Below are 23,480 nucleotides of genomic sequence, written 5' to 3'. Positions count from 1 at the left end.
GGGGACGGGTCCGCTTCCCGGCCACGCTCGCCCCGTTATGGTTCAGTTGCGATGCGCGCTGTCGTCGCCGTTTTATTGTTCGTGACCGCCGTTCATGCCGCCCTGTGGGGCGTATTGCGCGAAAAGCACGAAGCTCCCGATTTCAAGGGCATGATTCCCAGCCTCTCCTATGCGCCATTCGAGGGCACGGCGCATCCCGACGTGGACAACATCCCGACCGTCGAGAAGATTCGCGCCGACCTCAAGAAGCTGTCGACCATTACCCGCGCCATCCGCCTCTATTCATCAACCGGCGGTGTGGAAATGGTGCCCGCCATCGCCAACGAGTTCGGCCTCAAGGTCACCGTCGGCGCCTGGATCGACAAGAACGCCGATCGCAACGAGCGCGAAATTGCCTCCGCCGTTGAGCTGGCGAAGAAGAACCCGAATGTCATCGGCATCGTCGTCGGCAACGAAACGCTGTATCGCGATGAACTCAAGCTCGAGGACCTCGTCGAATATATCCGCCGGGTAAAGCGCCAGGTGACCGTTCCCGTCACGACCGGTGAAATCTGGAACATCTGGCGCGACAATCCGCAGCTCGCCTCGTCGGTGGACTTCATCGCAGCTCACATCCTGCCCTATTGGGAAAACTTCACCGACACGCAAGCGGTCGACCAGGCTGTCCACCTCTACGGCGTGCTGCGCGAGACCTTTCCCGGCAAACGTATCGTGATCGCCGAATTCGGCTGGCCGAGCGAAGGCTACAATCTGCGCAACGCCATACCCGGCCCGTTCAAGCAGGCCATCGTGCTGCGCAACTTCGTCACCCGTGCTGAGTCGATCGGCATGGACTACAACATCGTCGAAGCCATCGATCAGCCCTGGAAGTTCTTCGAAGGCGGCGTCGGTCCCTATTGGGGCGTGCTCAATGCCGACCGCGAGCCGAAATTCCCCTGGACCGGTCCGATCGTGAATCCCGACCACTGGAAGAACGCCAGCATTGCGCTTCTGGTTGGCATTCTGCTGTCGCTGCCGATCCTGCAGATCGTTGGCGCGACGGCCCTGCAGGCGCTCGTACTCTCGACCGCAGCCAATGCCGTTGGCGCCTGGGCGGCAACCATCTTCGCCTATCAGCAGACCCACTATTTCGTCTGGGGATCGGCCTTCGCCCTCACGCTCGGCTGCATCCTGCTGATTCCGCTGCTCCTGATCGCCCTGGCGCGCGTCGAGGAGATTGCGGCCATCGCCTTCGGCCGGAAGCCATTGCGGCTGCTGACAGCCGAACGCAGCGAAAAGCTGCGTGCCGCTGCAGACGCCGAGCAGAAATTCCCGAAGGTGTCGATCCACATTCCGGCCTATCGCGAACAGCCGGATATGCTGAAGCTGACCTTGGACGCGGTCGCCCGGCTCGACTATCCGAATTTCGAATGCGTCGTGATCATCAACAACACGCCGGATCCGGCCTATTGGCAGCCGATCCAGGATCATTGCCGCATGCTCGGCGAGCGCTTCATCTTCATCAATGCGGAGAAGGTTGAGGGCTTCAAGGCCGGCGCCCTGCGCATCGCCATGGATCGCACGGCAGCGGATGCCGAAGTGATCGGTATCATCGACGCCGACTATGTGGTCGAGCCGAACTGGCTGAAGGATCTCGTCCCGGCCTTCAACGATCCGCGCGTCGGCCTCGTGCAGGCGCCTCAGGACCACCGCGACGGCGACCGTTCACTGATGCACTACATCATGAACGGCGAATATGCCGGGTTCTTCGATATCGGTATGGTCCAGCGCAACGAGGCCAATGCGATCATCGTCCATGGCACCATGTGTCTCATTCGTCGCTCCGCGATGGACATGGCGGGCGGCTGGGCCGGCGACACCATTTGCGAGGACTCCGATCTCGGCCTCGCCATCATGCAGCATGGCTGGCTGACGCATTACACGAAGGAACGTTACGGCTACGGCGTGCTGCCGGACACCTATGAGGCGTTCAAGAAACAGCGCCATCGCTGGGCCTATGGCGGCTTCCAGATCATCAAGAAGCACTGGCGCCGATTCATGCCGGGCGCGAGTCGCATGACCCAGGACCAGAAGCGCGAATTCGGCATGGGTTGGCTGAACTGGCTCGGCGCCGAAAGCCTTGGTGTTGTGGTGGCGATCCTCAACATCATCTGGGTGCCGATCATCGCCTTCGCCGATATCGCCATCCCAGACAAGATCCTGACGTTGCCGATCATTGCCTCCTTCGTGATCTCGCTGGCGCACTTCATTGTCCTGTACCGGCTGCGCGTGAAGATCGGCCTGTGGCAGATGCTGGGCGCGATGATCGCCGCCATGTCCGTGCAGTGGACCGTGTCGCGCGCCGTCGCCGATGGCCTGATCAAGGATCACCTGCCCTTCACCGTGACCTCCAAGGGCGGCAAGTCGACCATGTCGATCGAATTCCAGGCCTTCTGGGAAGCCGTGATCGGTGTGCTTCTGCTGATCAGTTGCGGCGTGCTGGTGTTCTCCAACAACACCAAGCAGGTCACCGAGATCTACATTTTCGCGGGTGTGCTGGTGCTGCAGAGCCTGCCGTTCCTGTCGGCGGTGATGATTGCCATTCTGGAGAATTCGCGCGCTAACGACTTCCAGTGGTGGCGCAACACGACGGTACGCACGGCCGAGCTGATCGGCCTCCGGCCGGTGGCGATGCCGCCGATCGACGTGTCCCGCCCCGAGGCCCAGCGCGAAGCAAGCTGAACCACGCCAATGGGGCGCGGTTCATGTCCATAACATCGAGCCCTGCCCTTGACCCCGGCGGACCCGCCTTTTACACAGCCGGTCACGCGATACGCTGCATTGCGGGCGCCATCGCGGCCGTGGCTGACCGGCCTCACCGCGCCCCGCAAGGGTCGGTTTCCTCCGTTTAGCTTCGTCAATACGGCACTTTAGGGCGGGTAGCTCAGTGGTAGAGCATTCGACTTTTAATCGACTGGTCGAGGGTTCGATCCCCTCCCCGCCCACCATCACCGCAATGAGCCGCGCCGGAACTTCCGGTTTTCACAACATCCTCAGCCTCTGAACACCGGACAATCGAACATGCGGATTACCCTCGTCGGCTCCAAACATTTCGGCGTCACGACACTCAACATGCTTCGGACCCACGATGTGAAAATCGCGTCCGTGGTGGTTGCAGATGCCGAGGACCGTCTCGCCGCAGCCGCCAAGGCCGCCGACATCCCGGTGACCGTGCAGGCCAATCCGAAGCTCGTTGTAGCCTCCGAGATTCCCGAGGGCACCGACCTGATCATCACCGCCCACAGCCACGCCCGCATCGGCAAGGATGCGCTCGCCGCCGCCAGCCTTGGCGGCATTGGCTACCATCCGTCACTCTTGCCCCGTCACCGTGGCATCGCTGCCGTGGAATGGACCATCAAGGAAGGCGATCCGATCGCCGGCGGCACCATCTATCACCTTGCCGATGTCATGGACGGTGGCGCCATCGCCGCGCAGGAATGGTGCTTCGTGAAGAAGGGCGAAACCGCCCGCGAACTGTGGGAGCGCGCTCTGGCGCCGCTTGGACTCAAGCTGCTCGGCGAGGTCGTGGATTTCGCGATTGTCCACAAGCGTTTGCCCGCAACCTACCAGGACGAGCAATTTGCCACCAACGCGCCGAAACTGACCTAAAAGCGTCCGAAACTGGTTAAAAAGGCCCCGGGAACCTCCCGAATCAACCAAATTTGTCGATAAAGGGAACCGATTACCCCGTTATGGGTTGCGTCCCTCGGGTTGTTTCGGGCCAATGCGGCAACGCAGCAAATTTTGGACACATTAGCTCTCAATAAGGTGCCCATCACAACATCGAGGATTTGATTCAATGCGTTTTGACCGCATCCGTTCCGCCTTGTCTGTTTCGCTGATTGTCGGCGGCGCGCTGGTTTCTGCAGCTCCGGCTTTCGCAGCTGCTGACAACGCCTATGACGGGCTCTGGAATGTGACCATCGTTACCAAGACCGGCAGCTGCGAGCCGACCGCTCGCTATCCGTTGACCGTCACCGAAGGCCGCATCACTGCGCCGGGCGCCGACGTCAACGGCAAGGTTGGCCGCGAAGGCACCGTGCGTGTGTCGATCGGACCTGCTTTCGCCAACGGCCAGCTGTCCGGCAACACCGGATCGGGCAAGTGGAACGGCGCCTCGGGCGGCGTCCCCTGCAGCGGCCGGTGGGAAGCTTCGCGTCAGTAATCCCCAACCAGGAATGCTCCCATGATGCCTACCTTGATGATCTCTCCGCGTTCGTTCGTTCGGACCGTGGTGCTTGGCGCAGTGCTCGGCCTGACGTCTGTGTCGGCATATGCTCAGTCAGCGCCATTCACCGGCATGGCCGGTGTATGGTCGGGCAACGGGACGATCTCGCTCGAGGACGGCTCCAAGGAGCGCATTCGCTGCAAGGCGACCTATGCCGTGAGCGGCGACGGCACGGGGCTGAACCAGTCCCTGCTCTGCGCCAGCGACAGCTACAAGTTCGAACTGAAGAGCGATGTGAAGGCCAGGGGCGGCGAGCTGTCAGGCAGCTGGGCTGAAACGACCCGTGGCGTGACAGGTTCGCTCGAGGGCCGGGCAAGCGCCGGCAGGTTCAATGTTGACGTTTCCTCGCCGGCCTTCAGCGCGAAGCTGATCCTGACGACGACCGGCAACAAGCAGCAGGTCTCGATCACTTCCGACGGCCAGTTCAGGGGCGCCAGCATTTCGCTCAACCGCAGCTGATCGTTCCGCAGGCCTGGAACTCGAACCCCGGTTGTTTCAAACAGCCGGGGTTTTGTTTTGCCTCCATGCCCTCTGCCAAAGAGCGTCCGGTACCGTCCGCCGCAACGCAGCCCCACCGGATTCGTCCGTTGCAAAGCCCGGCGATGTCGCCGATAGAGCCTGTCCGTAAGGCTGACACCGCTGCGTGAATCATCGCAGCGCAAGAAACTGGTTCTCAGGGATTATGGATCGCCCCCCGTCGAAGGCCCGCGCCGCGCTGTGGATGTCCGGCTGGCTGCTTCTGATGCTGTTCGTCGCCATCGGCGGTCGCGAGACGCTGCGCGATCTCAATGTCTTTCAGGTGATGGAGATCCGATCCGTTTTCGGCTTCGTCATGCTGTTGCCGATCCTGTATTTCAACGGCGGCTTTCGCGCCATGAAGACCGCGCGGCCGTTGGCGCATATATCGCGTAACCTCGTGCATTACGGCGCGCAGCTCGGCTGGTTCTACGCACTGACGCTCATTCCCCTGAGCCAGCTCGTCTCCATCGAGTTCACCATGCCGATCTGGATTGCGATCATGGCGGCGTTCTTTCTCGGTGAGCGCATGACGCTCTGGAAGATTGTTGCCATCGTGCTCGGCCTGATCGGTGTCGTCGTCATCGTTCGCCCGACCACGGGCGTCGTCAATCCTGGCCAGCTAATTGCGCTGGCCGCCGCGTTCGGCTTCGGCATCTCGATCACACTAATCAAATCATTGACGCGGACCGACAGTGCGCTGAAAATCATCTTCTGGATGATCGTGGTGCAGTCGGTGGCCGGCGCCTTCCCCGCGCTCTATTCCTGGCAATGGCCGTCGGCCTATGTCTGGGGCTGGCTCGTCGTGGTCGCCTTCTGTGGCACGTTTTCCCACTTCTGCATGGCGCGCGCGATGCTCTACGCCGATGCGACGGTGGTCGTGCCGATGGATTTCCTGCGCGTACCACTCAGTGCCACCATCGGATGGTTACTATATTCTGAACGGCTCGACATATTCACGCTGCTCGGCGCGGCGCTCATCCTCGCAGGGAACACACTGAACCTGCTCAGCACCGATCGTCCGCCAATTCGCGCGACTGCCTGACGCATCGAGGTCAATTTCTCGATTTTATTCTCCGAGTGCGTGTCTCGACATTTTGGCGCACGCCCGCAATTGGTACTTTTCCCAATGTGTCTAGGGTCGAATGACCGGATTCGTGGGGGAGATCGTATCGTGCGCCATTTCGCTCTTGCTTTGTCTGCACTGTCCATCCTGTTCAGCACAGATGCAGCGCTTGCCGACAAGCGCGTCGCTTTCGTGGTCGGCAATGGCAACTACAAGAATGTCGACCCGCTGCCGAACCCGCCGATCGACGCGAAGGCGATGGCCAGCGCGCTGCGCAATGTCGGTTTCGACGTCATCGAAGGATCGAACCTGACGCGCGACGGCATGACGGAAAAGCTGCTCGACTTTGGCCGCAAGGCGCAGGGCGCAGATGTCGCGGTGTTCTTCTATGCCGGCCACGGTATCTCGGTGAACAACATCAACTACCTTCTGCCGACCGATGCCAATCTGAAATCCGAGATGGACGTCAAGCTCGGTGCGGCGATCAATGTCGAGACCACCCTCGACCAGACCATGGGCGACGCCAAGGTGAAGCTGGTGTTCCTCGATGCCTGCCGCGACAATCCGTTTGCCGCCAAGATTCGCTCCAGCGGATCTGCCACGCGCAGCGTCGCGGTATCGTCCGGCCTCGCGGAGATGAAGTCCGGCGAAGGCACGCTGATCGCATTTGCCACCAGCCCCGGCCAGACCGCACTCGACGGCAAGAGCGGCAGCAATAGCCCGTTCACCCGCGCGCTGCTCAACAACATCACCACGCCCGGCGCGGAAATCCAGCAGGCCATGACCAGAGTGCGCGCGCAGGTGCAGGAAGAAACCAACAAGGGCCAGCTGCCCTGGGGCCACACCAACCTGATCGGTGCGGTCTATCTCAATCCGGACGTGCAGGCGCAGGTCGCCGTTGCAGCCGCTACGCCCACCGCCGCCGCACCTGCGGCGGCCACTGCCGGTTCCGACGTCGAACTCGAGTTCTGGCGCTCGATCAAGGACTCCAACCGGCCGGAGGAACTCAACGCCTACGTCTCGATGTATCCGAACGGTCAGTTCAAGCCGCTCGCCCTCGCCCGTATCGCCGCGCTGCAGGAAGCCGCCACCGCGCCGCGTACCGCTGCGCCGGGCGTGGACAAGGCCGTATTTACCGAGGAAGCCAACCAGCTCACCGAGGACAAGATCGGCCTCGACAAGGTCAAGCGCCGCGACGTGCAACGCCGTCTCAACGGCCTCGGCTTCGACAACAAGCCCACCGGCAGTTTCGACGCGCCAACCCGCGTGGTGATCCAGCGCTGGCAGGCGGCACGCGGTTACCCGACATCGGGCTATCTCAACAAGGTGCAGCACGCCGCGCTCCTCACCGAGGCCGTGACCCTGACCGAGGAGCCGGCGCCCGCACCGAAGCAAGCGCAGCCGGTGCGCCGTCAGGTGCAACAGCAAGCTTATGAGGAAGCTCCGCCCGTGCGGCGTAGCGCCCCCGCCCAGCAAGCGGCGCCTGCTGTCGATCCAGCCCTGCCCGGCCGCTTCATCGGCGGCGTCGTCGGCGGCTTCCTCAATCGTTGAGGGCCTGCCTCACTGCCCGTCCGGACGCGATGCAGCGCTCAGCGCTGCGTCGCCGGGCCGGGACAGGCCTCCGGCCGCCCGGGTTACTTCCCTGCCGCCTTGCGCAGCGCGTCGTTCATGCGGTCCTGCCAGCCCGGCCCGTCCTGCTGGAAATACTCCAGAACGTCCTGATCGATCCGCAGCGACACCAGCTCGCGCACGCCGGGAACGGCGGCCTTGGCGACCGGCGCTTCGACCGGCTTCGTGGTCGTCTTCTTGAATGCCGCCTCGGCCTCGGTGCGGGCATCCTGGAGCGTGCGCGGGCGTCGCGGGGGCTGTGCCATCGGGGTCAGATTCCTTCCAACGTTTCCCTTGAGAGATAGCGCCAGCTGAGCGCCTGCACAATCGCTTCCACTGTGTTGCCGAAGATGCGTCAGCACCAAGGGCGCGGTGTGGCAGCTACTCGCCTCTGCTGCACGACCGGCAATGTCAGCAAATTTTACAAATGTCATTCATCGTAACAGGCGCATTCTTTGTGACGCACGTGGCATCGCACAAAGGTGACCGCGCTGCGGTACAAACATGCGCGACTTAAAAAACTTCAAAGCAACGCATTTGTGTTGCGACACGGTCAAACAAATCGGATTAGTATCGTGTCATGTCCGATGAGACGACGAAGGAGGTCACGATGTCAGCATCAGCTGAAGTCCGTACGACCAAAACGTCCCATCCCGCGCCGCGTGGCAGCGATCTTCCGACCTGCCCGGTTTGTGCGGACTCGATGATTGCTGCCGAGGCCTCGGCCTTTCTCACCGATGATGTCGTCAGCTATCTCTGGACCTGCGATACCTGCGGCTATGGTTTCGTGACCAAGCACGCCTTTCGCCGGATCGCCTGCTACTAATATTCGGCAGCAGCGGTCTGATGGCGATCCATTCGCAATCGCCGAGTTCATAGAGGCTGAGTTCGCAGAGGCTGAGTTCGTAGCGCATGCTTCGCGGCTCCGGTTCCGGAGGTTGAATTACGTCCTGAGCGGCGCCATCAACCGGCCCCCCAGTAGCCATCCCTCAATGCTCTGATCACTTCTGCTTTTGGCGGCATGGCGGACTTGGCCTTGTCGTAAGCTTCAACACCGATCTAGATTTTCACTCGATCAGCGACACAATGGAGCTTAGGCATGAACCGAATTGTGATTGCGCTCTCATCGACTCTCTTGCTCTGTCCAATACTGGTCGAGCCGTCAGTAGCCCAGCAAGCCGCGTCAACAGTCACGGAGCAGGAAGCGAGTTCTATTGCCGCCGACAGCTATGTCTACTTTTACCCTCTGATATCGATGGACGTGACACGAAAGCAACTCACCAACCTGGAGCCCGGCACGTCCATCGGTGGCCCTATGAACGCTTTTGTGAATGTCCCCGCCTTTCCGCCCGCAGACATGAAAGCAGTTGTCCGGCCGAACTTCGACACCCTCTACTCGTCCGCCTGGCTTGATCTCACCGCAGAGCCGCTCGTGCTTTCGGTACCTGATGTCGGCGGGCGCTATTACCTGATGCCGATGCTGGATATGTGGACCGACGTTTTCGCATCGCCCGGCTGGCGCACGACCGGCACGCAGGCCGGCAACTATCTCATCACACCGCCCGGTTGGAGTGGCACGGTCCCGTCCGGCATGACTCGGATCGGCGCAACGACGCCCTATGTCTGGATCATTGGTCGCACCAAGACCGATGGGCCAACGGACTACGAGGCGGTTCGGCGAATTCAGGCGAACTACAAACTCACACCCCTGTCCGGGTGGACGCAGCCTCCCAAACCCGTCCAGCAAACCATTGATAGGAGTGTGGACGTGAAGACTCCGCCCAAGATGCAGGTCGACACCATGAGCGGCGAAAAATACTTTGCCTATGCGGCCGAACTGCTGAAGTTGCACCCCACGCACGCGACCGATCAGCCGATCATCGCGCAGATGAAGAGGATCGGCATCGAGCCCGGGAAGACCTTCGACTTCAATGGCCTCACGCCTGCGGTGAAAAAAGCGATCGAAAACGCGCCGGAGACAGCGCAGAAACTGATGGCCTGGAAAGTGCCAACGCTAGCCCGGGTTGCGAACAATTGGTCGATGAATACCGACACGATGGGTGTCTACGGAAATTATTACCTGAAACGCGCAATCGTCACCCAAGTCGGTCTCGGAGCAAATCTGCCGGAAGACGCGATCTATCCGCTCAATCTCGGTGACGAGACCGGCAAGCCTCTCGACGGATCGAGCAAATACACAATCACTTTCGAAAAGGGCGCAACGCCGCCGGTACAAGCGTTCTGGTCCATCACGTTGTACGATCCAGACGGATTTCAGGTCGCAAATCCGCTCAACCGCTTTGCGGTGAGCAGCTGGATGCCGTTCAAGGTCGATGCAGATGGTTCCTTGACGCTCTATTTTCAGAACGAGAGCCCGGGCAAGGACAAGGAGCAGAACTGGTTGCCTGCTCCGAAGGGGCCATTCAACCTCACTATGCGTCTCTACGCCCCAAAATCGGAGGCATTGACCGGCCGCTGGAATCCGCCGGTTGTTTCGCGGGTGCAATCAGCGACTGGGCTTGGGGCGCAGTAAAGTCGCCGTGGTCATCTGGCAACCTGAGTCTGCAATTTGCCCATCGCGTCCTTTAGCTGCGCTGCAGAATCCGGGTGCGATCGGAGCATAGCGGAACCCGGCATGGGGGCTGCCGGGCAGATTTATGGGCTCACGGCATAGCGCGACGAGACGTCACGCCGATGTCACATCAGCGCGGCGGAATGTCGCCGCGTGCCCAGCCTTCACGCGTGCGCGCCCGAAACTCCTCGAACGTGCCGACCTCGATGGAGGCGCGGATACCCTGCATCAGGCTCTGGTAATAGGCGATGTTGATTTCAGAGAGCAGCATCGCGCCGAGGGTTTCGCCGGAGCGCACGAGGTGATGCAGATAGGCGCGCGAGTATTCACGCGTCGCCGGCCAGGTGCTCTCTTCATCCAGCGGACGCGGATCGTCCTGATGCCGGGCATTGCGCACATTGATCTGACCGTGGCGGGTGAAGGCCATGCCGTGGCGGCCGTTTCGCGTCGGCATCACGCAGTCGAACATGTCGACGCCGCGCGCCACCGCTTCCAGCATGTCGTCGGGGGTGCCGACACCCATCAGATACCGCGGTCGGTCCGACGGCAGGATCGGAACCACTTCCTCGATCATCGCCAGCATCACGTCCTGCGGCTCGCCGACGGCAAGACCGCCAATCGCATAACCGTGAAAGCCGATATCGATGAGGCCACGCGCGCTGGCACGGCGCAGCGCCGCGACGTCGCCCCCCTGCGCAATGCCGAACAGCATGTAGCCGTCCGGCGCCGTCTCGAAGGCGCGCTTGCAGCGCTCGGCCCAGCGCAACGACAGCTGCATCGCGCGGTCAATGTCAGTGTGTCCGGCGGGCAACCGCACGCATTCGTCGAGCTGCATTGCGATATCGGAATTCAGCAGCCGCTGGATCTCGATGGCGCGCTCGGGCGTCAATTCGAACTTCGCGCCGTCGATATGTGAGCGGAAGGTAACGCCCTGCTCCGTCACCTTGCGCAACTGCGCCAGCGACATCACCTGGAAGCCGCCAGAGTCGGTCAGCATCGGACCATTCCAGGTCGAGAATGTCTGCAACCCACCAAGTGACGCCACACGCTCGGCGCCCGGCCGCAGCATCAGATGATAGGTATTGCCGAGCACGATGTCGGCACCGGCATCGCGCACCTCGCGCCAGTGCAGCCCCTTCATCGCGCCGAGCGTGCCCACCGGCATGAAGGCCGGCGTGCGGACGACACCATGCGGCGTTGTCAGCTGGCCCCTGCGTGCCGTGCCGTCAGTGCGCAGCAGTTCAAAATGGTTGGCAACGGTCATGAGGTGCGTGTGTCCCGAAACAGCAGGCTGGCATCGCCATAGGAGTAGAACCGGTAACCGGTCGCGATGGCATGCGCGTAAGCGGCTTTCATGGTGTCGAGGCCGGCAAAGGCCGAGACCAGCATGAACAGCGTCGAACGCGGCAGATGGAAATTGGTGAGCATGATATCGACGGCGCGGAAGCGATAGCCCGGCGTAATGAAGATCGCGGTCTCGTCAGCGAACGGATGAATGACGCCGTCCTCCGACGTCGCGCTCTCGAGCAGGCGCATCGAGGTCGTGCCGACAGCGACGACGCGTCCGCCGGCTGCATGTGCCGCGTTCAACGCATCCGCCGTTGCACGCGAGATCGTGCCCCACTCCGCATGCATCTTGTGTTCGGTGGTATCGTCGACCTTCACCGGCAGAAAAGTCCCGGCGCCGACATGCAGCGTGACGCGATGCAGACCGACACCGCGCGCCTTCAGGACGGATTCCAGCGCCGGCGTGAAATGCAATCCCGCCGTCGGCGCTGCGACGGCGCCGTCATTGGCGGCAAACATGGTTTGATAGTCGGCGGCGTCGCGCTCGTCCGGTGCGCGCTTGCTCGCAATGTAAGGCGGCAGCGGCGGTGCGCCGAGTTCGGCAATGGCCTGATCGAGCGCCGGGCCGTGAAACGAGAATGACAGCGTGATCTCGCCGGCCTCGCCCTTGTGTTCGACAACAGCATCGAGGTGTCCCAGCAGACACACGCGACCGTCATGCCCGAAGCGCACCGTATCGCCTTCGATCAGGCGCTTGGCCGGCTTCACCAACGCCTGCCAGCGCGAGCCATCGAGCCGCTTGATGAGCGTCGCTTCGATCTTCACCTCGACATCGCGGCCGATGCGGCGGCCGGTCAGTTGGGCGGAGATCACCCTGGTGTCGTTGACCACGAGCTGATCGCCGGGCTTTAGCCACTCCGCGAGATCGGCGACGACATGGTCCTGCACGTCCAGACCTGGCTGAACCACAAGCAGCCGCGCGGCATCACGCGGGCTGGCAGGCCGCAGCGCGATGTTCTCGGCAGGAAGTTCGAAATCGAAGAGGTCGGTACGCATGGTCCTAAATGGCATTGCCGGGCATAGCCCGGCAACCCATCCAATTCGCGCGATCGATGCCCGGAGCAGGCCCGGGCATGACCCGTCTATTACTCGGCGTCGGCAGCCATATGCGCCTTGACGATCTTGTCCGGGTTCTGCACCGGCTCGCCGCGCTTGATCTTGTCGACGTTCTCCATGCCTTCGGTAACCTTGCCCCAGACCGTGTACTGCTTGTTGAGGAAGGACGCGTCGTCGAAGCAGATGAAGAACTGGCTGTCGCCCGAATCCGGATTTGCCGCACGGGCCATCGAGGTGGTGCCACGCACATGCGGCTCGGCATTGAATTCGGCCTTCAGCTTCTTGCCCGAGCCGCCGGTGCCGGTGCCCTGCGGGCAGCCGGTCTGCGCCATGAAGCCATCGATGACGCGGTGGAAGACGATACCGTCGTAGAAGCCTTCGCGCACGAGCTCCTTGATACGGGCGACATGGCCCGGTGCCAGATCCGGGCGCATCTCGATGGTGACGGGACCCTGGGTGGTTTCAAGGATCAAAGTATTCTCGGTAACAGCCATGCTCGTCTCTCTACTGGTTTGGGTTTGTTTCGGCGGTCGTCAAACCGCACTCGGAAGGGGCGTCCAGCGACCGCGTCGCCCAGGCCCCCGGTAAATGGCATCGGCGTGCAATGTTGCAATGTCTCCATCACAGCCGTTCGGTAAGCGATGCTGTCGGCCTCGGAGGCGTCCGGCGTCTCGAAGGTAATTCGCGGCCTTCCGAGAAGTTCACCGGATCGTTTGAAGCTGAACAGCACCGTGATCTCCATGCCCGGATGGCCTCGTGGCAAGGCAGGCGGTTGCCAGCACGCTTTCAGCCTTCCGAACATGCCCTCCAGCGCGCTCACGGCTTCAGACTGCGCCGACGCCGGATGCGCCTGAAGGACACCAGACAGCAATGATGCCGCGAGCAGAGCAATCACCCTGCATCGCGGCATCATGATGCTCACTTGATGTCGGAAGCGACCTGAACCTTGACCATCTTGTCAGGGTCGGTCACGGCACCGCTGGCCGAGCCGGGAGGTGCCTTCTTGAGCTTGTCCACCACGTCCATGCCGGCGACGACATCGCCCACCACGGTGTATTTGCCGTTCAGTGACGAGCCGTCAGCGAACATGATGAAGAACTGCGAATTGGCCGAATCCGGATCGCCCGCGCGCGCCATACCGACGACGCCGCGCTTGTAGGGTACCTGCGAGAACTCGGCCTTCAGGTTCGGATACTTAGATCCGCCGGTGCCGTTGAAGTTTTTGCCGTCGCCGGTCTGGGCCATGAAGCCGTCCATCACACGGTGGAACGGCACGTTGTTGTAGTAGCCTTCCCGAGCCAGCAGCTTGATGCGCTCGGCGTGCTGCGGAGCAATGTCCGGGCGCAGCTTGATGACGATGCGGCCCTTGGTCGTGTCGATCACGATGGAATTGGCCTTGTCGAGGCCGGCCGGAAGCGGCGCAGCGGCCGGAGCTTGTGCCTGCGCGACAGCAGGAACCGCAAACATCAGCGCGGCAGCAAGTGCGACTATACGGATCATGGAAACTCCGGATCAGAGAAAGCCGGTTAACCGGCGAATTTGGATTTGAGGCTCCTGGCGACCGCGTCCGGGACGAAAGCCGAAACGTCGCCGCCCATGGCGGCGATTTGCCGGACCAGTGTGGCGGTGATCGGGCGGACGCTCACCGAGGCCGGAAGAAATACCGTCTGCACATCCGGCGCCATGGTCTCGTTCATGCCGACGATCTGCATCTCGTAATCGAGATCGGTGCCGTCGCGCAGCCCGCGGATCATGATGGTCGCACCAATCTGTTGCGCCAGTGTGGTGGTGAGATTGTCATAGGTCGTGCAATCGAATTCGCAGCCGGCAGCCGAGGCCAGCGGTTCGAATACCTGCTTCACCATCTCGAGCCGCTCCTCTGTCGAGAACAGCGGCTTCTTGCCGGGATGGACGCCGATCGCGACGACAAGCTTGTCGCACAGGCCAACGGCATGGCGGACCACGTCGAGATGGCCATTGGTGACGGGATCGAATGAACCGGGATAGAGCGCGATACGAGGCATTCCCCCTCCTACCCTGCCCCCGTTCGAGCCGCAAGCCGACTTGGTTCCACCGGCCCGGGCCAAATGGCCGGTGATTATTTTTGCTCCGGACTCGAACCCGGGCGCAGGTCAGTGCGTCTACTGGCTACGCAGCGACGATACTGAAAACACTGGGTTTTCCAGCCTCATGTGTTGTCACGCGCGTTCGGATGAAACACAAACCGGGCCGGATGAAACCACTTCGCCCGGACACGACAACTTCCTGAAACCGGGCCTGATTAATCAGGCAGGCACAGGAAGCGACAAACAAACCGGGTCAAAACGGCCCGAATGACAGGGGACCGTCATGATCAAGACTCTCTCAGCAGTTGCCGTCGCAGCTTTCATTGCAGCCGCCCTCACCGTTCTCCCGGGCTTTGCCCCGAAGGTCGAGGCGTCGGTGCCGGTGGCCCTTGCCAAAGCCGACCGCCTGGACATTCGCGCGGTAGGTCGCAACTGCTCCGAACAGGCCTGGCCGAACTTCGAGGCATCCTGCCTGCGTAACGCAGCCACCAAGACGATCACCGTCCGCGAAGCTCGCCTGGTGACTACCGAACGTCGCTAAGCAGAAAGGGATACCGCGCCCCGGCCGGAGTCGGGGAGCGTCCTGATATTCAATCCAGGCAATCGCACTACACTACCAGAACGTGCGCGAAGCATAGTTCGGTGAAAGTCTCGCGACAGCTGCTTCAACTAATTTCATAGCAATTCGCGACGCAACGTCGCAGACTGTCGGTCAAGCGCGATCGTCAAGCGTGAGTCCCGTGAGGGCTGCCAGTGACCGCCATTCCAGCCACATCGCCAGGCCACTCTGGCGGACTTCCTCTCACGGCAACGATCGGCGCGCTCGGCGTCGTCTATGGCGACATCGGCACCAGCCCCCTTTATGCACTGAAGGAAGCGGTGAGAGCAGCGGCCCATGGCGGGCCTCTCACGCCCGAAGCAACGCTCGGCGTGGTGTCGCTGATCCTCTGGGCGTTGATCCTGATTATCTCCCTGAAATACGCGCTTCTGATTCTGCGCGCCGACAATCGCGGCGAAGGCGGCATCGTCGCGCTGCTGGCACTGCTCCACGCGCGCAACGCAGAGCCGGGTACGTGGCGCATACATCTGCTGGTCGTCGGCCTCGTCGGCGCCGCCCTGCTCTATGGTGACGGCGCCATCACGCCGGCGATCTCGGTTCTGTCAGCCATTGAAGGCCTCAAGGTCGATGCACCATCGCTGGCGCCGTTGGTAGTCCCGCTCACCGTCGTCATTCTGATCGGACTGTTTCTGATGCAGAGCAAGGGCACCGGTTTCATCGGCGGCATCTTCGGGCCGGTAATGCTTGGCTGGTTTGTCGTGCTCGCGCTGCTCGGCATCCATGGCATCGTGCAATCGCCCGCCGTGCTCGCTGCCGTCAGTCCGCTCTATGCCTTCGAATTCCTGATCCATCAGGACTTCCACATCAGCTTTGCCATTCTCGGCGCGGCCTTCCTTGCCGTGACCGGCGGTGAAGCGATGTATGCCGACATGGGCCATTTCGGACGGATTCCAATCCGGCTTGCCTGGTTTGCGATCGCCCTGCCGGCGCTGGTGCTGAACTATTTCGGCCAGGCGGGACTGCTGATCGCCGACCCCACCGCCGTCGACAACCCGTTCTATCAACTGGCGCCGGACTGGCTGCACTACCCGCTGGTGGCCTTCGCCACTGTCGCGACGGTGATCGCCTCGCAAGCTATCATCTCCGGTGTGTTCTCGCTGACGCAGCAATCGATCCAGCTCGGCTTCCTGCCGCGGATGCAGATCCGGCACACTACCAGCCACGCCATGGGCCAGATCTATGTGCCGCTGGTGAACTGGCTGCTGGCGGCAGCGACGCTGGCCGCCGTGCTCAGCTTCGGCACATCGGACGCGCTGGCAGGCGCCTATGGCATCGCCGTATCGCTGCTGATGGCGATCACCACGCTGCTTGCGGCACTGGTCGCGCTGCAATGGGGCTATCCGCCGCTTCTCGTCGTGACGGTGAACGGCTTTTTCTTCATCATCGATTGCATCTTCTTCGCCGCCAATTCCACGAAGCTGTTCGAAGGCGGCTGGTTCCCGCTAGTCTTGGCGGCTGCCGTGGCGTTCCTGATGCTGACATGGCGCAGCGGCGTCAAACTCGTCGAAAGCGCCCGGGCCAAGCTGCGTCAGCCCGAAGAAGATCTGATCGAGACAGCCGTCAGCCGATGCCATGCGCGGCTCAATGGCACCGCGGCATTCCTTGCATCCACGCCGAATGGTGTGCCGCTGGCGCTCACGCAATTCGTCAAGCACAACCACGTTCTGCATCAGCGCGTCATTCTGGTGACCGTGCAGATCTCCGAAGTGCCCCGCGTTCCCGATGCCGATCGCGCCGAAATCATCGAAGTGATCGAAGGGATCACGCGCGTCATCCTGCATTACGGCTTCATGCAATATCCGACGATTTCCGACGGACTGAGTCTGGCGTGCGAACAGGGCAAGTTGCCCGGCATCGACCTCGCCGACATTACCTATTACATCGGCCGCGAGACCATCATCCCCAGCGACAAGGTCGCCGGCATGGCGGTGTGGCGCGAAACCGTATTCGCGTTCCTGCAGCGTAACGCCGAACGCTCCGCAGCTTTCTTCGACGTGCCGACCAGACAGGTCGTCGAGTTCGGCACCGAAATCGAGATTTAGGCCGCGCACGACTTAAGCCTCGGCCGGCCCCTGTGCACCATCCGTTTGGTTCGTGCGTTAGTGACCGACACCCGCAGGGCGCGGGGCTTTTTCAAAACATGCGATCAGCATTTCGGTAAGAACCCGCACTTTCCGTGCGGGATGCTGACTTGGCGGGCGGACCACATAAACTCCTGCCTGTGGCGGCGGATAACGTGTCATGACCGGAACCAGCGCGCCGGAGGCGACATCGTCATCGGTGATGCCATCGGGGAGCCAGGCGATGCCGAGTCCTGCCAATGCGGCGGCGCGGAGCGCCGTGCCGTTGTCGGCTTTGAAGCGCCCTTGCGGATGCACCCTGATTGTCTTGTCGCCATCCATGAATTGCCAGGCTTCGGTGCCCTGCATGAGAGCCTGATGCGCAACGAGTTCGTCCGGCGTCTCGGGGGAACCATGCGCTTCGATGTAGTCCGGGCTCGCGACCAGTTTTGCATAAATAGGCCCGACATACCGCGCGATCAGGTTGGAGTCCGGAAGATAACCAACTCGGATCGCGCAATCGAAACCTTCGGCAATGAGATCAACGAAGCGATCACCGTAGACAGTATGGACGTGGAGCTGCGGGTGCCGTCGCGCCATGTCCGCAAGCACGGGAGCCAGGTGCGTTGGACCGAAAGTAAGCGGCACGGCAATTCGCAGTCGCCCGCAAAGCTCACCGTCAGGCTGGATCAATTCCCGGGCTGCGTCGATCTCGCCGCAGGCGCGCGCCGCGTGATCGCGAAACGTGACGCCGACTTCCGTGAGCGCAGCTCCACGCGTGGTTCTTGCCAGAAGCTGGGCGCCGAGTTCCGCTTCGAGCCTGGCGAGTTGCCGACTGACGATGGACTTGGAGACGCCGAGCCGGCGCGCGGCGGATGACACGCCCCCGGCGTCGGCGACTTCCACGAACGTCCTGAGATCTTCGATATCCAATTCGGCGTTCCCCGTTCTGCGACACAGCTTGGCACGAGCGGTCACTATCGCATTACCGACCAGAACGGCAATACGCCCTCAGACAACGTCGCCGTTGGCGCATGTCTCCCGATCCGTCTCACTTACAACGGCAGCAGAGGATATATTCATGACCTTTCGTAATGGCCTTGCGTCGCTTCTTCGCCCCGAAGACTCGGTTCTCGTTCTGATCGACCACCAGCCGTTCCAGATGGCCGCTCTGAACAGCCACAACCAACAGTCGGTGATCAACAACACGGTGGGTCTGGCCAAGGCCGCCAAGGTGTTCGGCGTTCCCACGATCCTGACGAGCGTGCTCATTGAACGTGGCGGCGTCCTGTTTCCACAGATCACCGATGTCTTCCCCGGACAGGAGGTGATCGACCGGACCTGGGTCAACACCTGGCAAGATCCGAAGGTGGTGAACGCGGTGAAGGCAACGGGTCGCAAGCAACTCATCATCGCTGGCCTGTGGACCGAAGTCTGCGTGGCAATGCCCACGATCCAGGCGCTCGGCGAGGGCTGGGACGTTACTGTCGTCACCGACGCGTCCGGCGGCATGTCGCTGGAAGCCCATGAGGTCGCGATCCAGCGCATGATCCGGGCTGGCGCCAACATGATGACCTGGTTCGCGGTGATCGGCGAATGGCAGCGCGACTGGGCCCGGCTGGAGACGGTGCCAGGAGTGACGGACATCATGATCCAGCACGGCGGCGGCACCGGCATCGCCTATGTGTGGGAACAGCAGCTGCTCAACACGCCGGTGCCGAAAAGCTAACTGAGACAAGGGACGGCGCAACTGTACGAGCATCGACCGCTCATCGCGGTTTCGCCGTCCACCCTCAGCGCAAAACAACGGCCAAATGCAGCGGGAACGAACTGTCCCGTCCAAGATCTGACTGCCCTCGTCGATGAAAACGCCTGATGATCAAGTTGAGCTTCGTTCTTGCGGCGACGATCGCCGCGACGACTACATTCGTACAGGCACAGGTCGGCACCGACGTCGAACGCGCGCCAACGCTGACGAACGAACGATATCGCGAGGATTGGTCCTATCTCGCGGATCCATCCAAGCGAACCGGCCATTGGACGGAGCCCTTCAAATACATCCCGTTGCAGGAGCAAGCATTGATTTATCTCGCGACGGGCATGGAAGTCCGGTCGCGCTACGAAGGCTATACCAACGTCAATTGGGGATCCGCGCCGAATGACAGTTATATCTGGCACCGTTTCATGCCCTATGCCGACCTTCACGCGGGAAAGGTGCGGTTTTTCACCCAACCCATCTTTTCGGCGATCACCGGCACCAACCGTCCCGAGCGTCCGGTCGATACGACCGGCGCCGATATGCTTCAGGCATTCGGCGAGATCGAAATGGATGTCGGAGACCGCAGCACACTGCGGATGTCGGCGGGACGCAAGCTGATGTCGCTGGGCGCTGGCCGCTTCATCGACACCCGCTACGGTCCCAATGTCCCGCAGGCCTTTGACGGTCTCGACGCGATCGTCAGCGGACTTGATCGCCAGATGACGCTGTTTTACGCCCGTCCCGTCGACAATTTTCCGGGCGATTTTGATGATCGCGTGTCGCGCCAAAAATCCGTCTGGGGCGCCTATGCAACGCAATGGCTGCGGGAGAACAAGTCGATCGGTGTCGATATCTACTATCTCGGTTTGCTGGATCACGATGCGGTTTTCGATCAAGGCCGCGGCAGGGAACTCGCGCATACATTCGGAACGCGAATCTTCGGCGACACCGGCGCCTGGTTCTGGAATGTCGAAGGCGCCCTACAACGTGGGACTTTCGGAACGCAACGCGTGGAAGCATGGGGTATTGGTGGTGAATTCGGCTATCGCTTCCTCCAGATGCCACTTCAACCCGAACTCCGGTTCATGTCCGATGTTATTTCGGGAGACGGCAACCCGGACGATTCAAAGCTCGGGACGTTCAATCCTCTATTTCCGAGGGGCAAATACTTCGGTGCTCTGTCTCCGGTCGGCCCGCACAACCTCATTCAGGTCCGGCCGTCGATCACCGTCTATCCGCGCAAAGATGTCGCAGTCTCGCTCACCGGAGCGGCCTATTGGCGACAGAGCACGGCCGACGGGATTTACGGGGTCCCCGGAAATCTCGTGAGAAGCGGCAAAGGCAGCGATGCACGCTACATCGGACATCAGGTCGAGCTGTCCGTAGCATGGCAGGCTACGGCCGAGCTCAATCTGTCTGCATCGTTGAGTGCCTTCGAAGCCGGGCAATTCATATCGGAGACCGGGCCTGCGCAGACCATCACCTTGATCAGCGTGATGGCGAACTTCCGCTTCTAGCAATGACACATATCTGATCGACGACTTGAACAAGGAGTTCTCATGGAAATCGGCATCGACAGTTTTGCAGCCATCCTTCCCGATCCGGCGACGGGCAAGCTGCCTTCAGCGACCGATCGCATGGCGGACCTCCTTGATGAGGTCGAGGTCGCCGACCGGGTTGGGCTCGATGTCTTCGGCATCGGTGAGCACCACCGCGCCGAGTTCCTCGATTCCGCGCCCGCGATCATCCTGGCCGCAGCAGCAGCGCGCACCAGCCAGATTCGTTTGACCAGCGCCGTGACGGTGCTGAGCGCCGCTGATCCCGTGCGCGTGTTCCAGGAATTCGCGACTCTCGATCTCATCTCGAAGGGCCGTGCGGAACTCGTCGTTGGTCGTGGCTCGTTTGGCGAAGCCTATCCGCTGTTCGGCATGGACCCACGGGACTATGACGAACTCTTTGCCGAGAAGCTCGCGCTGTTCTTGAAGCTTGGCGAGACCAAACATCCGATCTGGAAAGGTCGCTTTCGTTCGGCGCTCGAGGGCCAGGGTGTCTATCCACGTCCGCATCAAGCCCGGCTGCCGGTCTGGATCGGCGTCGGCGGCACGCCGGACTCCTTCGCGCGCGCCGGTACGCTGGGCCTGCCCCTGATGGTCGCGATCATCGGCGGCACATTCGAACGTTTTCGTCCGCTCGTCGATCTCTATCGCGACGCCGGCAGCCGCGCCGGGCACAGCCCCGACAAGCTCAAAGTGGGTGTGCATGCGATGGGTTTTGTCGGCGAGACCGATACGGCAGCCAGGGACGCCTTCTTCCCCGGCTGGGCGCATCTGACGGCGAGAATCGGCCGCGAACGTGGCTGGTCACCACCGTCGCGCCAGCAATTTGACGCCATGGCCGGCCCGGAAGGCGCGTTCCTCGTCGGCGATCCCGCAACGGTCGCAGCGAAGATGCGCCATGCCGATGAGGCCCTCGGCGGTGTCTCGCGCATCACCTTCCAGATGAGCACTGCATCGCTCGCAACTGCCGCCATGAAGCGTTCGATCGAGCTTCTCGGCACTGACGTCGCGCCGATCATACGCACCGCTCACGCGCAAGCGTGACCAGACGGGCGCGACAGTCCCTCACCTTGCTCGCGACACTGGCATATGCAACCGAAGTGCCAGGCGCGCCGGGCTGAGACATCCGGCAGATCAACGAAAGAGGGTTCATGGCGGACGCTGCCGGTTTTAGTTTGGGACACACGATCGTCCTGCTGGGTGCGGCCACCGTCGCGGTGCCACTGTTCAAGCGCCTGGGGCTCGGCTCCGTCCTCGGCTATCTCACCGCCGGCCTCGCCGTGGGGCCGTTCGGCCTCGGCCTGTTCAACGATCCCGAGACGCTGCTGCATACGGCCGAGCTCGGCGTCGTCATGTTCCTGTTCATCATCGGGCTGGAGATGCGCCCGTCGAAACTGTGGAAGCTGCGGCGGCAGATCTTTGGCCTCGGCGCAGCACAGGTCATCACCTGCGGCTTTCTGCTCACACTGGTCGGCATGGCCGCCGGCCTCGCCTTCCCCATCGCCATGATCGGCGCCATGGGCTTTGTGCTGTCCTCCACCGCCGTCATCATGCAGCTGCTTGAAGAGCAGGACGAGACCACCTCGCCCGAGGGCCAGCGCGCCATCGCCATCCTGCTGCTGGAGGATCTGGCCATCGTGCCGCTGCTGGCGCTGGTGGCCATCTGGGGCGCAGCCGATGCCCCGACCGCCGCGAATGCCCAGCCGATGTGGCAGAGCGCCGCCATTGCGCTGGCCGGCCTCGCCGCGCTGCTGGCGGCGGGCCGCTGGCTGCTCGATCCGTTCTTCCGCATCATCGCGCGTGCCGGCGCGCGCGAAGTGCTGACGGCCGCCGCGCTGCTCGTCGTGCTCGGCTCCGCCGTATTCATGCAGAGCGTCGGCCTGTCGATGGCGATGGGCGCCTTCCTCGCCGGCGTGCTGCTCTCGGAATCGAACTTCCGGCATCAACTCGAGGCCGACATCGAACCGTTCCGCGGCATCCTGCTCGGCCTGTTCTTCCTCAGCGTCGGCATGTCGCTCAATCTGCGCATCGTCGCCAGTGAATGGATCATGGTGCTGGGCGGCGTCGTGGCCTTCATGATCGTCAAGGCGATCGGCATCTATGTGATCGCGCGCCTCGCAAAGTCTGATCACGCCGCCGCCACCCACCGCGCCGCGCTGTTCGCGCAAGGCGGCGAATTCGCCTTCGTCCTCTATGCGGCAGCGGGGACCGCGGGCATCTTCGACACCCGCGTCTCGGCTGTCATGAGCGCGATTGTCATCCTGTCGATGGCACTGACGCCCATCGTGCTGCTGATCCACGCGCAGATGCGGCAGCGCACGCCGGTCTCCATGGACGGCATCGACAAAGCCGACGGCCTGCGCGGAAAAGTGCTGTTCATCGGCTTCGGCCGCTTCGCGCAGGTGGCGAGCCAGGCCCTGCTGGCGCGCAACATCGAATTGTCGCTGATCGAAACCGATGTGGACATGATCCGCGCCGCCGGCAATTTCGGCTTCAAGATCCATTATGGCGACGGCACCCGCCTCGACGTGCTGCACGCCTCCGGCGCTGGGACCGCTGAAGCGATCCTGATCTGTGTCGACAAGCCGGAGGCAGCAGACCACATCGTCGAACTCTGTCGCTCGGAATTCCCGCTGGCCAAACTCTATGTCCGCTCCTACGACCGCGGCCATTCGCTGCGCCTCATTCATGCCGGCGTCGATTTCCAGATCCGCGAAACCTTCGAATCCGCACTGCTGTTCAGCGAAGCCGTCCTGACCGGCCTCGGCCTCGACGAAGACGAGGCCCGCGAAGCCATCGCCGATGTCCGCGATCGCGACGCGCAGCGCGTGGAGCTGGAAGTCATCGGCGGCCTTGAAGCCGGCCGCAAGCTGCTCCGCGGCAACGCGGAGACGCCGGAGCCAAGCCCGTTCTTCAAGACGAGGGCGGCGAATACGGAGAGCACAGACACGAGCGCGTTAGGAGCGGCGGCGAAGCCGTAGGAAGCCG

At 62.1% G+C, this 23,480-nt stretch carries 22 protein-coding genes and 1 tRNA gene; 15 read left to right on the top strand and 8 right to left on the bottom strand.

Translation table 11 applies throughout. The features are described from left to right. Positions 1-51 precede the first annotated feature (51 nt). From AB8A27_RS09800 to AB8A27_RS09770, 7 genes are all read left to right on the top strand, one after another. Positions 52-2,721, top strand: a complete 2,670-nt coding sequence (locus tag AB8A27_RS09800; RefSeq protein WP_441241736.1) for a glycosyltransferase — start codon at positions 52-54, stop codon at positions 2,719-2,721. A 191-nt stretch (positions 2,722-2,912) separates the two neighbouring features. Further along, positions 2,913-2,987 (top strand) — tRNA-Lys (locus AB8A27_RS09795). Between the two features lie 73 nt (positions 2,988-3,060). Beyond that, positions 3,061-3,648, top strand: a complete 588-nt coding sequence (locus AB8A27_RS09790; protein ID WP_441241735.1) for a formyltransferase family protein — start codon at positions 3,061-3,063, stop codon at positions 3,646-3,648. A 190-nt stretch (positions 3,649-3,838) separates the two neighbouring features. Continuing rightward, entirely contained in the window at positions 3,839-4,204 is a 366-nt protein-coding gene (locus AB8A27_RS09785; RefSeq protein ID WP_115028710.1) for a hypothetical protein, read from the top strand. A 21-nt stretch (positions 4,205-4,225) separates the two neighbouring features. Continuing rightward, positions 4,226-4,726, top strand: a complete 501-nt coding sequence (locus AB8A27_RS09780) for a hypothetical protein (RefSeq protein ID WP_441241734.1) — start codon at positions 4,226-4,228, stop codon at positions 4,724-4,726. 223 nt (positions 4,727-4,949) lie between these two features. Beyond that, the gene (locus AB8A27_RS09775; protein ID WP_441241733.1) at positions 4,950-5,828 is read left to right on the top strand and encodes a DMT family transporter; all 879 of its coding nucleotides are present in this window, start codon (positions 4,950-4,952) and stop codon (positions 5,826-5,828) included. Positions 5,829-5,957: 129 nt separating this feature from the next. Beyond that, positions 5,958-7,400, top strand: a complete 1,443-nt coding sequence (locus tag AB8A27_RS09770; protein WP_441241732.1) for a caspase family protein — start codon at positions 5,958-5,960, stop codon at positions 7,398-7,400. 83 nt (positions 7,401-7,483) lie between these two features. Here AB8A27_RS09770 and AB8A27_RS09765 read toward each other — a convergent pair whose 3' ends face one another. Then, positions 7,484-7,723, bottom strand: coding sequence for a BrnA antitoxin family protein (locus AB8A27_RS09765; protein ID WP_068730761.1), 240 nt, complete (start codon positions 7,721-7,723; stop codon positions 7,484-7,486). Positions 7,724-8,067: 344 nt separating this feature from the next. Here AB8A27_RS09765 and AB8A27_RS09760 point away from each other — a divergent pair, with 344 nt between their 5' ends. Both AB8A27_RS09760 and AB8A27_RS09755 read left to right on the top strand, forming a co-directional pair. Then, a complete protein-coding gene (locus AB8A27_RS09760) occupies positions 8,068-8,283 on the top strand; it encodes a hypothetical protein (RefSeq protein ID WP_441241731.1) in 216 nt (71 codons plus the stop codon). A gap of 273 nt (positions 8,284-8,556) precedes the next feature. Further along, positions 8,557-9,990, top strand: coding sequence for a DUF1254 domain-containing protein (locus tag AB8A27_RS09755; RefSeq protein ID WP_441241730.1), 1,434 nt, complete (start codon positions 8,557-8,559; stop codon positions 9,988-9,990). A gap of 169 nt (positions 9,991-10,159) precedes the next feature. On the opposite strand, the gene tgt is transcribed toward AB8A27_RS09755, so the two are convergent. The 6 genes from tgt to coaD form a co-directional block, all read right to left on the bottom strand. Then, a complete protein-coding gene (tgt, locus tag AB8A27_RS09750) occupies positions 10,160-11,293 on the bottom strand; it encodes a tRNA guanosine(34) transglycosylase Tgt (protein ID WP_441241729.1) in 1,134 nt (377 codons plus the stop codon). Continuing rightward, positions 11,290-12,372 (bottom strand): tRNA preQ1(34) S-adenosylmethionine ribosyltransferase-isomerase QueA, encoded by a 1,083-nt coding sequence (queA, locus tag AB8A27_RS09745; protein ID WP_441241728.1) that lies wholly within the window; start codon positions 12,370-12,372, stop codon positions 11,290-11,292. Before queA ends, tgt begins: the two co-directional genes overlap by 4 nt. Before the next feature lie 89 nt (positions 12,373-12,461). Beyond that, a complete protein-coding gene (locus tag AB8A27_RS09740; protein ID WP_092142667.1) occupies positions 12,462-12,926 on the bottom strand; it encodes a peptidylprolyl isomerase in 465 nt (154 codons plus the stop codon). Continuing rightward, positions 12,902-13,345 (bottom strand): hypothetical protein, encoded by a 444-nt coding sequence (locus tag AB8A27_RS09735; RefSeq protein ID WP_441244866.1) that lies wholly within the window; start codon positions 13,343-13,345, stop codon positions 12,902-12,904. The genes AB8A27_RS09740 and AB8A27_RS09735 overlap by 25 nt, the downstream gene beginning before the upstream one ends. A 5-nt stretch (positions 13,346-13,350) precedes the next feature. Next, positions 13,351-13,932 carry a peptidylprolyl isomerase gene (locus AB8A27_RS09730; protein ID WP_441241727.1) on the bottom strand — a complete coding sequence of 194 codons (582 nt, stop codon included), beginning with the start codon at positions 13,930-13,932 and terminating at the stop codon, positions 13,351-13,353. Between the two features lie 26 nt (positions 13,933-13,958). Beyond that, a complete protein-coding gene (gene coaD, locus AB8A27_RS09725) occupies positions 13,959-14,456 on the bottom strand; it encodes a pantetheine-phosphate adenylyltransferase (RefSeq protein ID WP_441241726.1) in 498 nt (165 codons plus the stop codon). A gap of 325 nt (positions 14,457-14,781) precedes the next feature. Between coaD and AB8A27_RS09720 the strand changes: the two genes are divergently transcribed. Next, on the top strand, positions 14,782-15,039 hold the full coding sequence (locus AB8A27_RS09720) for a hypothetical protein (protein ID WP_441241725.1): 258 nt from the start codon (positions 14,782-14,784) through the stop codon (positions 15,037-15,039). A 212-nt stretch (positions 15,040-15,251) separates the two neighbouring features. Next, entirely contained in the window at positions 15,252-17,159 is a 1,908-nt protein-coding gene (locus AB8A27_RS09715; protein WP_441241724.1) for a potassium transporter Kup, read from the top strand. Between the two features lie 57 nt (positions 17,160-17,216). Here AB8A27_RS09715 and AB8A27_RS09710 read toward each other — a convergent pair whose 3' ends face one another. Continuing rightward, on the bottom strand, positions 17,217-18,110 hold the full coding sequence (locus AB8A27_RS09710; RefSeq protein ID WP_441241723.1) for a LysR family transcriptional regulator: 894 nt from the start codon (positions 18,108-18,110) through the stop codon (positions 17,217-17,219). Positions 18,111-18,258: 148 nt separating this feature from the next. On the opposite strand from AB8A27_RS09710, the gene AB8A27_RS09705 reads away from it, so the two are divergent. The 4 genes from AB8A27_RS09705 to AB8A27_RS09690 all read left to right on the top strand — a co-directional run bounded on the left by AB8A27_RS09705 (position 18,259) and on the right by AB8A27_RS09690 (position 23,473). After that, positions 18,259-18,906 carry a hydrolase gene (locus AB8A27_RS09705; protein ID WP_441241722.1) on the top strand — a complete coding sequence of 216 codons (648 nt, stop codon included), beginning with the start codon at positions 18,259-18,261 and terminating at the stop codon, positions 18,904-18,906. Between the two features lie 146 nt (positions 18,907-19,052). After that, a complete protein-coding gene (locus AB8A27_RS09700; protein WP_441241721.1) occupies positions 19,053-20,453 on the top strand; it encodes an alginate export family protein in 1,401 nt (466 codons plus the stop codon). A gap of 42 nt (positions 20,454-20,495) precedes the next feature. Next, positions 20,496-21,536 carry an LLM class flavin-dependent oxidoreductase gene (locus AB8A27_RS09695; RefSeq protein WP_441241720.1) on the top strand — a complete coding sequence of 347 codons (1,041 nt, stop codon included), beginning with the start codon at positions 20,496-20,498 and terminating at the stop codon, positions 21,534-21,536. 107 nt (positions 21,537-21,643) lie between these two features. After that, positions 21,644-23,473 carry a monovalent cation:proton antiporter-2 (CPA2) family protein gene (locus tag AB8A27_RS09690; protein WP_441241719.1) on the top strand — a complete coding sequence of 610 codons (1,830 nt, stop codon included), beginning with the start codon at positions 21,644-21,646 and terminating at the stop codon, positions 23,471-23,473. Positions 23,474-23,480 lie beyond the last annotated feature (7 nt).

The organism is Tardiphaga sp. 768_D3_N2_1 (assembly GCF_052076105.1).
Lineage (GTDB): Bacteria > Pseudomonadota > Alphaproteobacteria > Rhizobiales > Xanthobacteraceae > Tardiphaga.
The sequence above is the reverse complement of the archived record's forward strand: the minus strand, read 5'-3'. Positions and strand labels throughout refer to the sequence as shown.

What these genes read in the sequence shown, in the direction of transcription:
- AB8A27_RS09730 (WP_441241727.1), bottom strand. Translation starts at nt 13,932, where the DNA reads ATGATCCGTATAGTCGCACTTGCTGCCGCGCTGATGTTTGCGGTTCCT.
- AB8A27_RS09755 (WP_441241730.1), top strand. Translation starts at nt 8,557, where the DNA reads ATGAACCGAATTGTGATTGCGCTCTCATCGACTCTCTTGCTCTGTCCA.
- AB8A27_RS09740 (WP_092142667.1), bottom strand. Translation starts at nt 12,926, where the DNA reads ATGGCTGTTACCGAGAATACTTTGATCCTTGAAACCACCCAGGGTCCC.
- AB8A27_RS09700 (WP_441241721.1), top strand. Translation starts at nt 19,053, where the DNA reads ATGATCAAGTTGAGCTTCGTTCTTGCGGCGACGATCGCCGCGACGACT.
- AB8A27_RS09780 (WP_441241734.1), top strand. Translation starts at nt 4,226, where the DNA reads ATGATGCCTACCTTGATGATCTCTCCGCGTTCGTTCGTTCGGACCGTG.
- AB8A27_RS09760 (WP_441241731.1), top strand. Translation starts at nt 8,068, where the DNA reads ATGTCAGCATCAGCTGAAGTCCGTACGACCAAAACGTCCCATCCCGCG.
- AB8A27_RS09720 (WP_441241725.1), top strand. Translation starts at nt 14,782, where the DNA reads ATGATCAAGACTCTCTCAGCAGTTGCCGTCGCAGCTTTCATTGCAGCC.
- AB8A27_RS09790 (WP_441241735.1), top strand. Translation starts at nt 3,061, where the DNA reads ATGCGGATTACCCTCGTCGGCTCCAAACATTTCGGCGTCACGACACTC.
- AB8A27_RS09775 (WP_441241733.1), top strand. Translation starts at nt 4,950, where the DNA reads ATGGATCGCCCCCCGTCGAAGGCCCGCGCCGCGCTGTGGATGTCCGGC.
- AB8A27_RS09765 (WP_068730761.1), bottom strand. Translation starts at nt 7,723, where the DNA reads ATGGCACAGCCCCCGCGACGCCCGCGCACGCTCCAGGATGCCCGCACC.
- tgt (WP_441241729.1), bottom strand. Translation starts at nt 11,293, where the DNA reads ATGACCGTTGCCAACCATTTTGAACTGCTGCGCACTGACGGCACGGCA.
- AB8A27_RS09735 (WP_441244866.1), bottom strand. Translation starts at nt 13,345, where the DNA reads ATGATGCCGCGATGCAGGGTGATTGCTCTGCTCGCGGCATCATTGCTG.
- coaD (WP_441241726.1), bottom strand. Translation starts at nt 14,456, where the DNA reads ATGCCTCGTATCGCGCTCTATCCCGGTTCATTCGATCCCGTCACCAAT.
- AB8A27_RS09800 (WP_441241736.1), top strand. Translation starts at nt 52, where the DNA reads ATGCGCGCTGTCGTCGCCGTTTTATTGTTCGTGACCGCCGTTCATGCC.
- AB8A27_RS09690 (WP_441241719.1), top strand. Translation starts at nt 21,644, where the DNA reads ATGGCGGACGCTGCCGGTTTTAGTTTGGGACACACGATCGTCCTGCTG.
- queA (WP_441241728.1), bottom strand. Translation starts at nt 12,372, where the DNA reads ATGCGTACCGACCTCTTCGATTTCGAACTTCCTGCCGAGAACATCGCG.
- AB8A27_RS09705 (WP_441241722.1), top strand. Translation starts at nt 18,259, where the DNA reads ATGACCTTTCGTAATGGCCTTGCGTCGCTTCTTCGCCCCGAAGACTCG.
- AB8A27_RS09785 (WP_115028710.1), top strand. Translation starts at nt 3,839, where the DNA reads ATGCGTTTTGACCGCATCCGTTCCGCCTTGTCTGTTTCGCTGATTGTC.
- AB8A27_RS09695 (WP_441241720.1), top strand. Translation starts at nt 20,496, where the DNA reads ATGGAAATCGGCATCGACAGTTTTGCAGCCATCCTTCCCGATCCGGCG.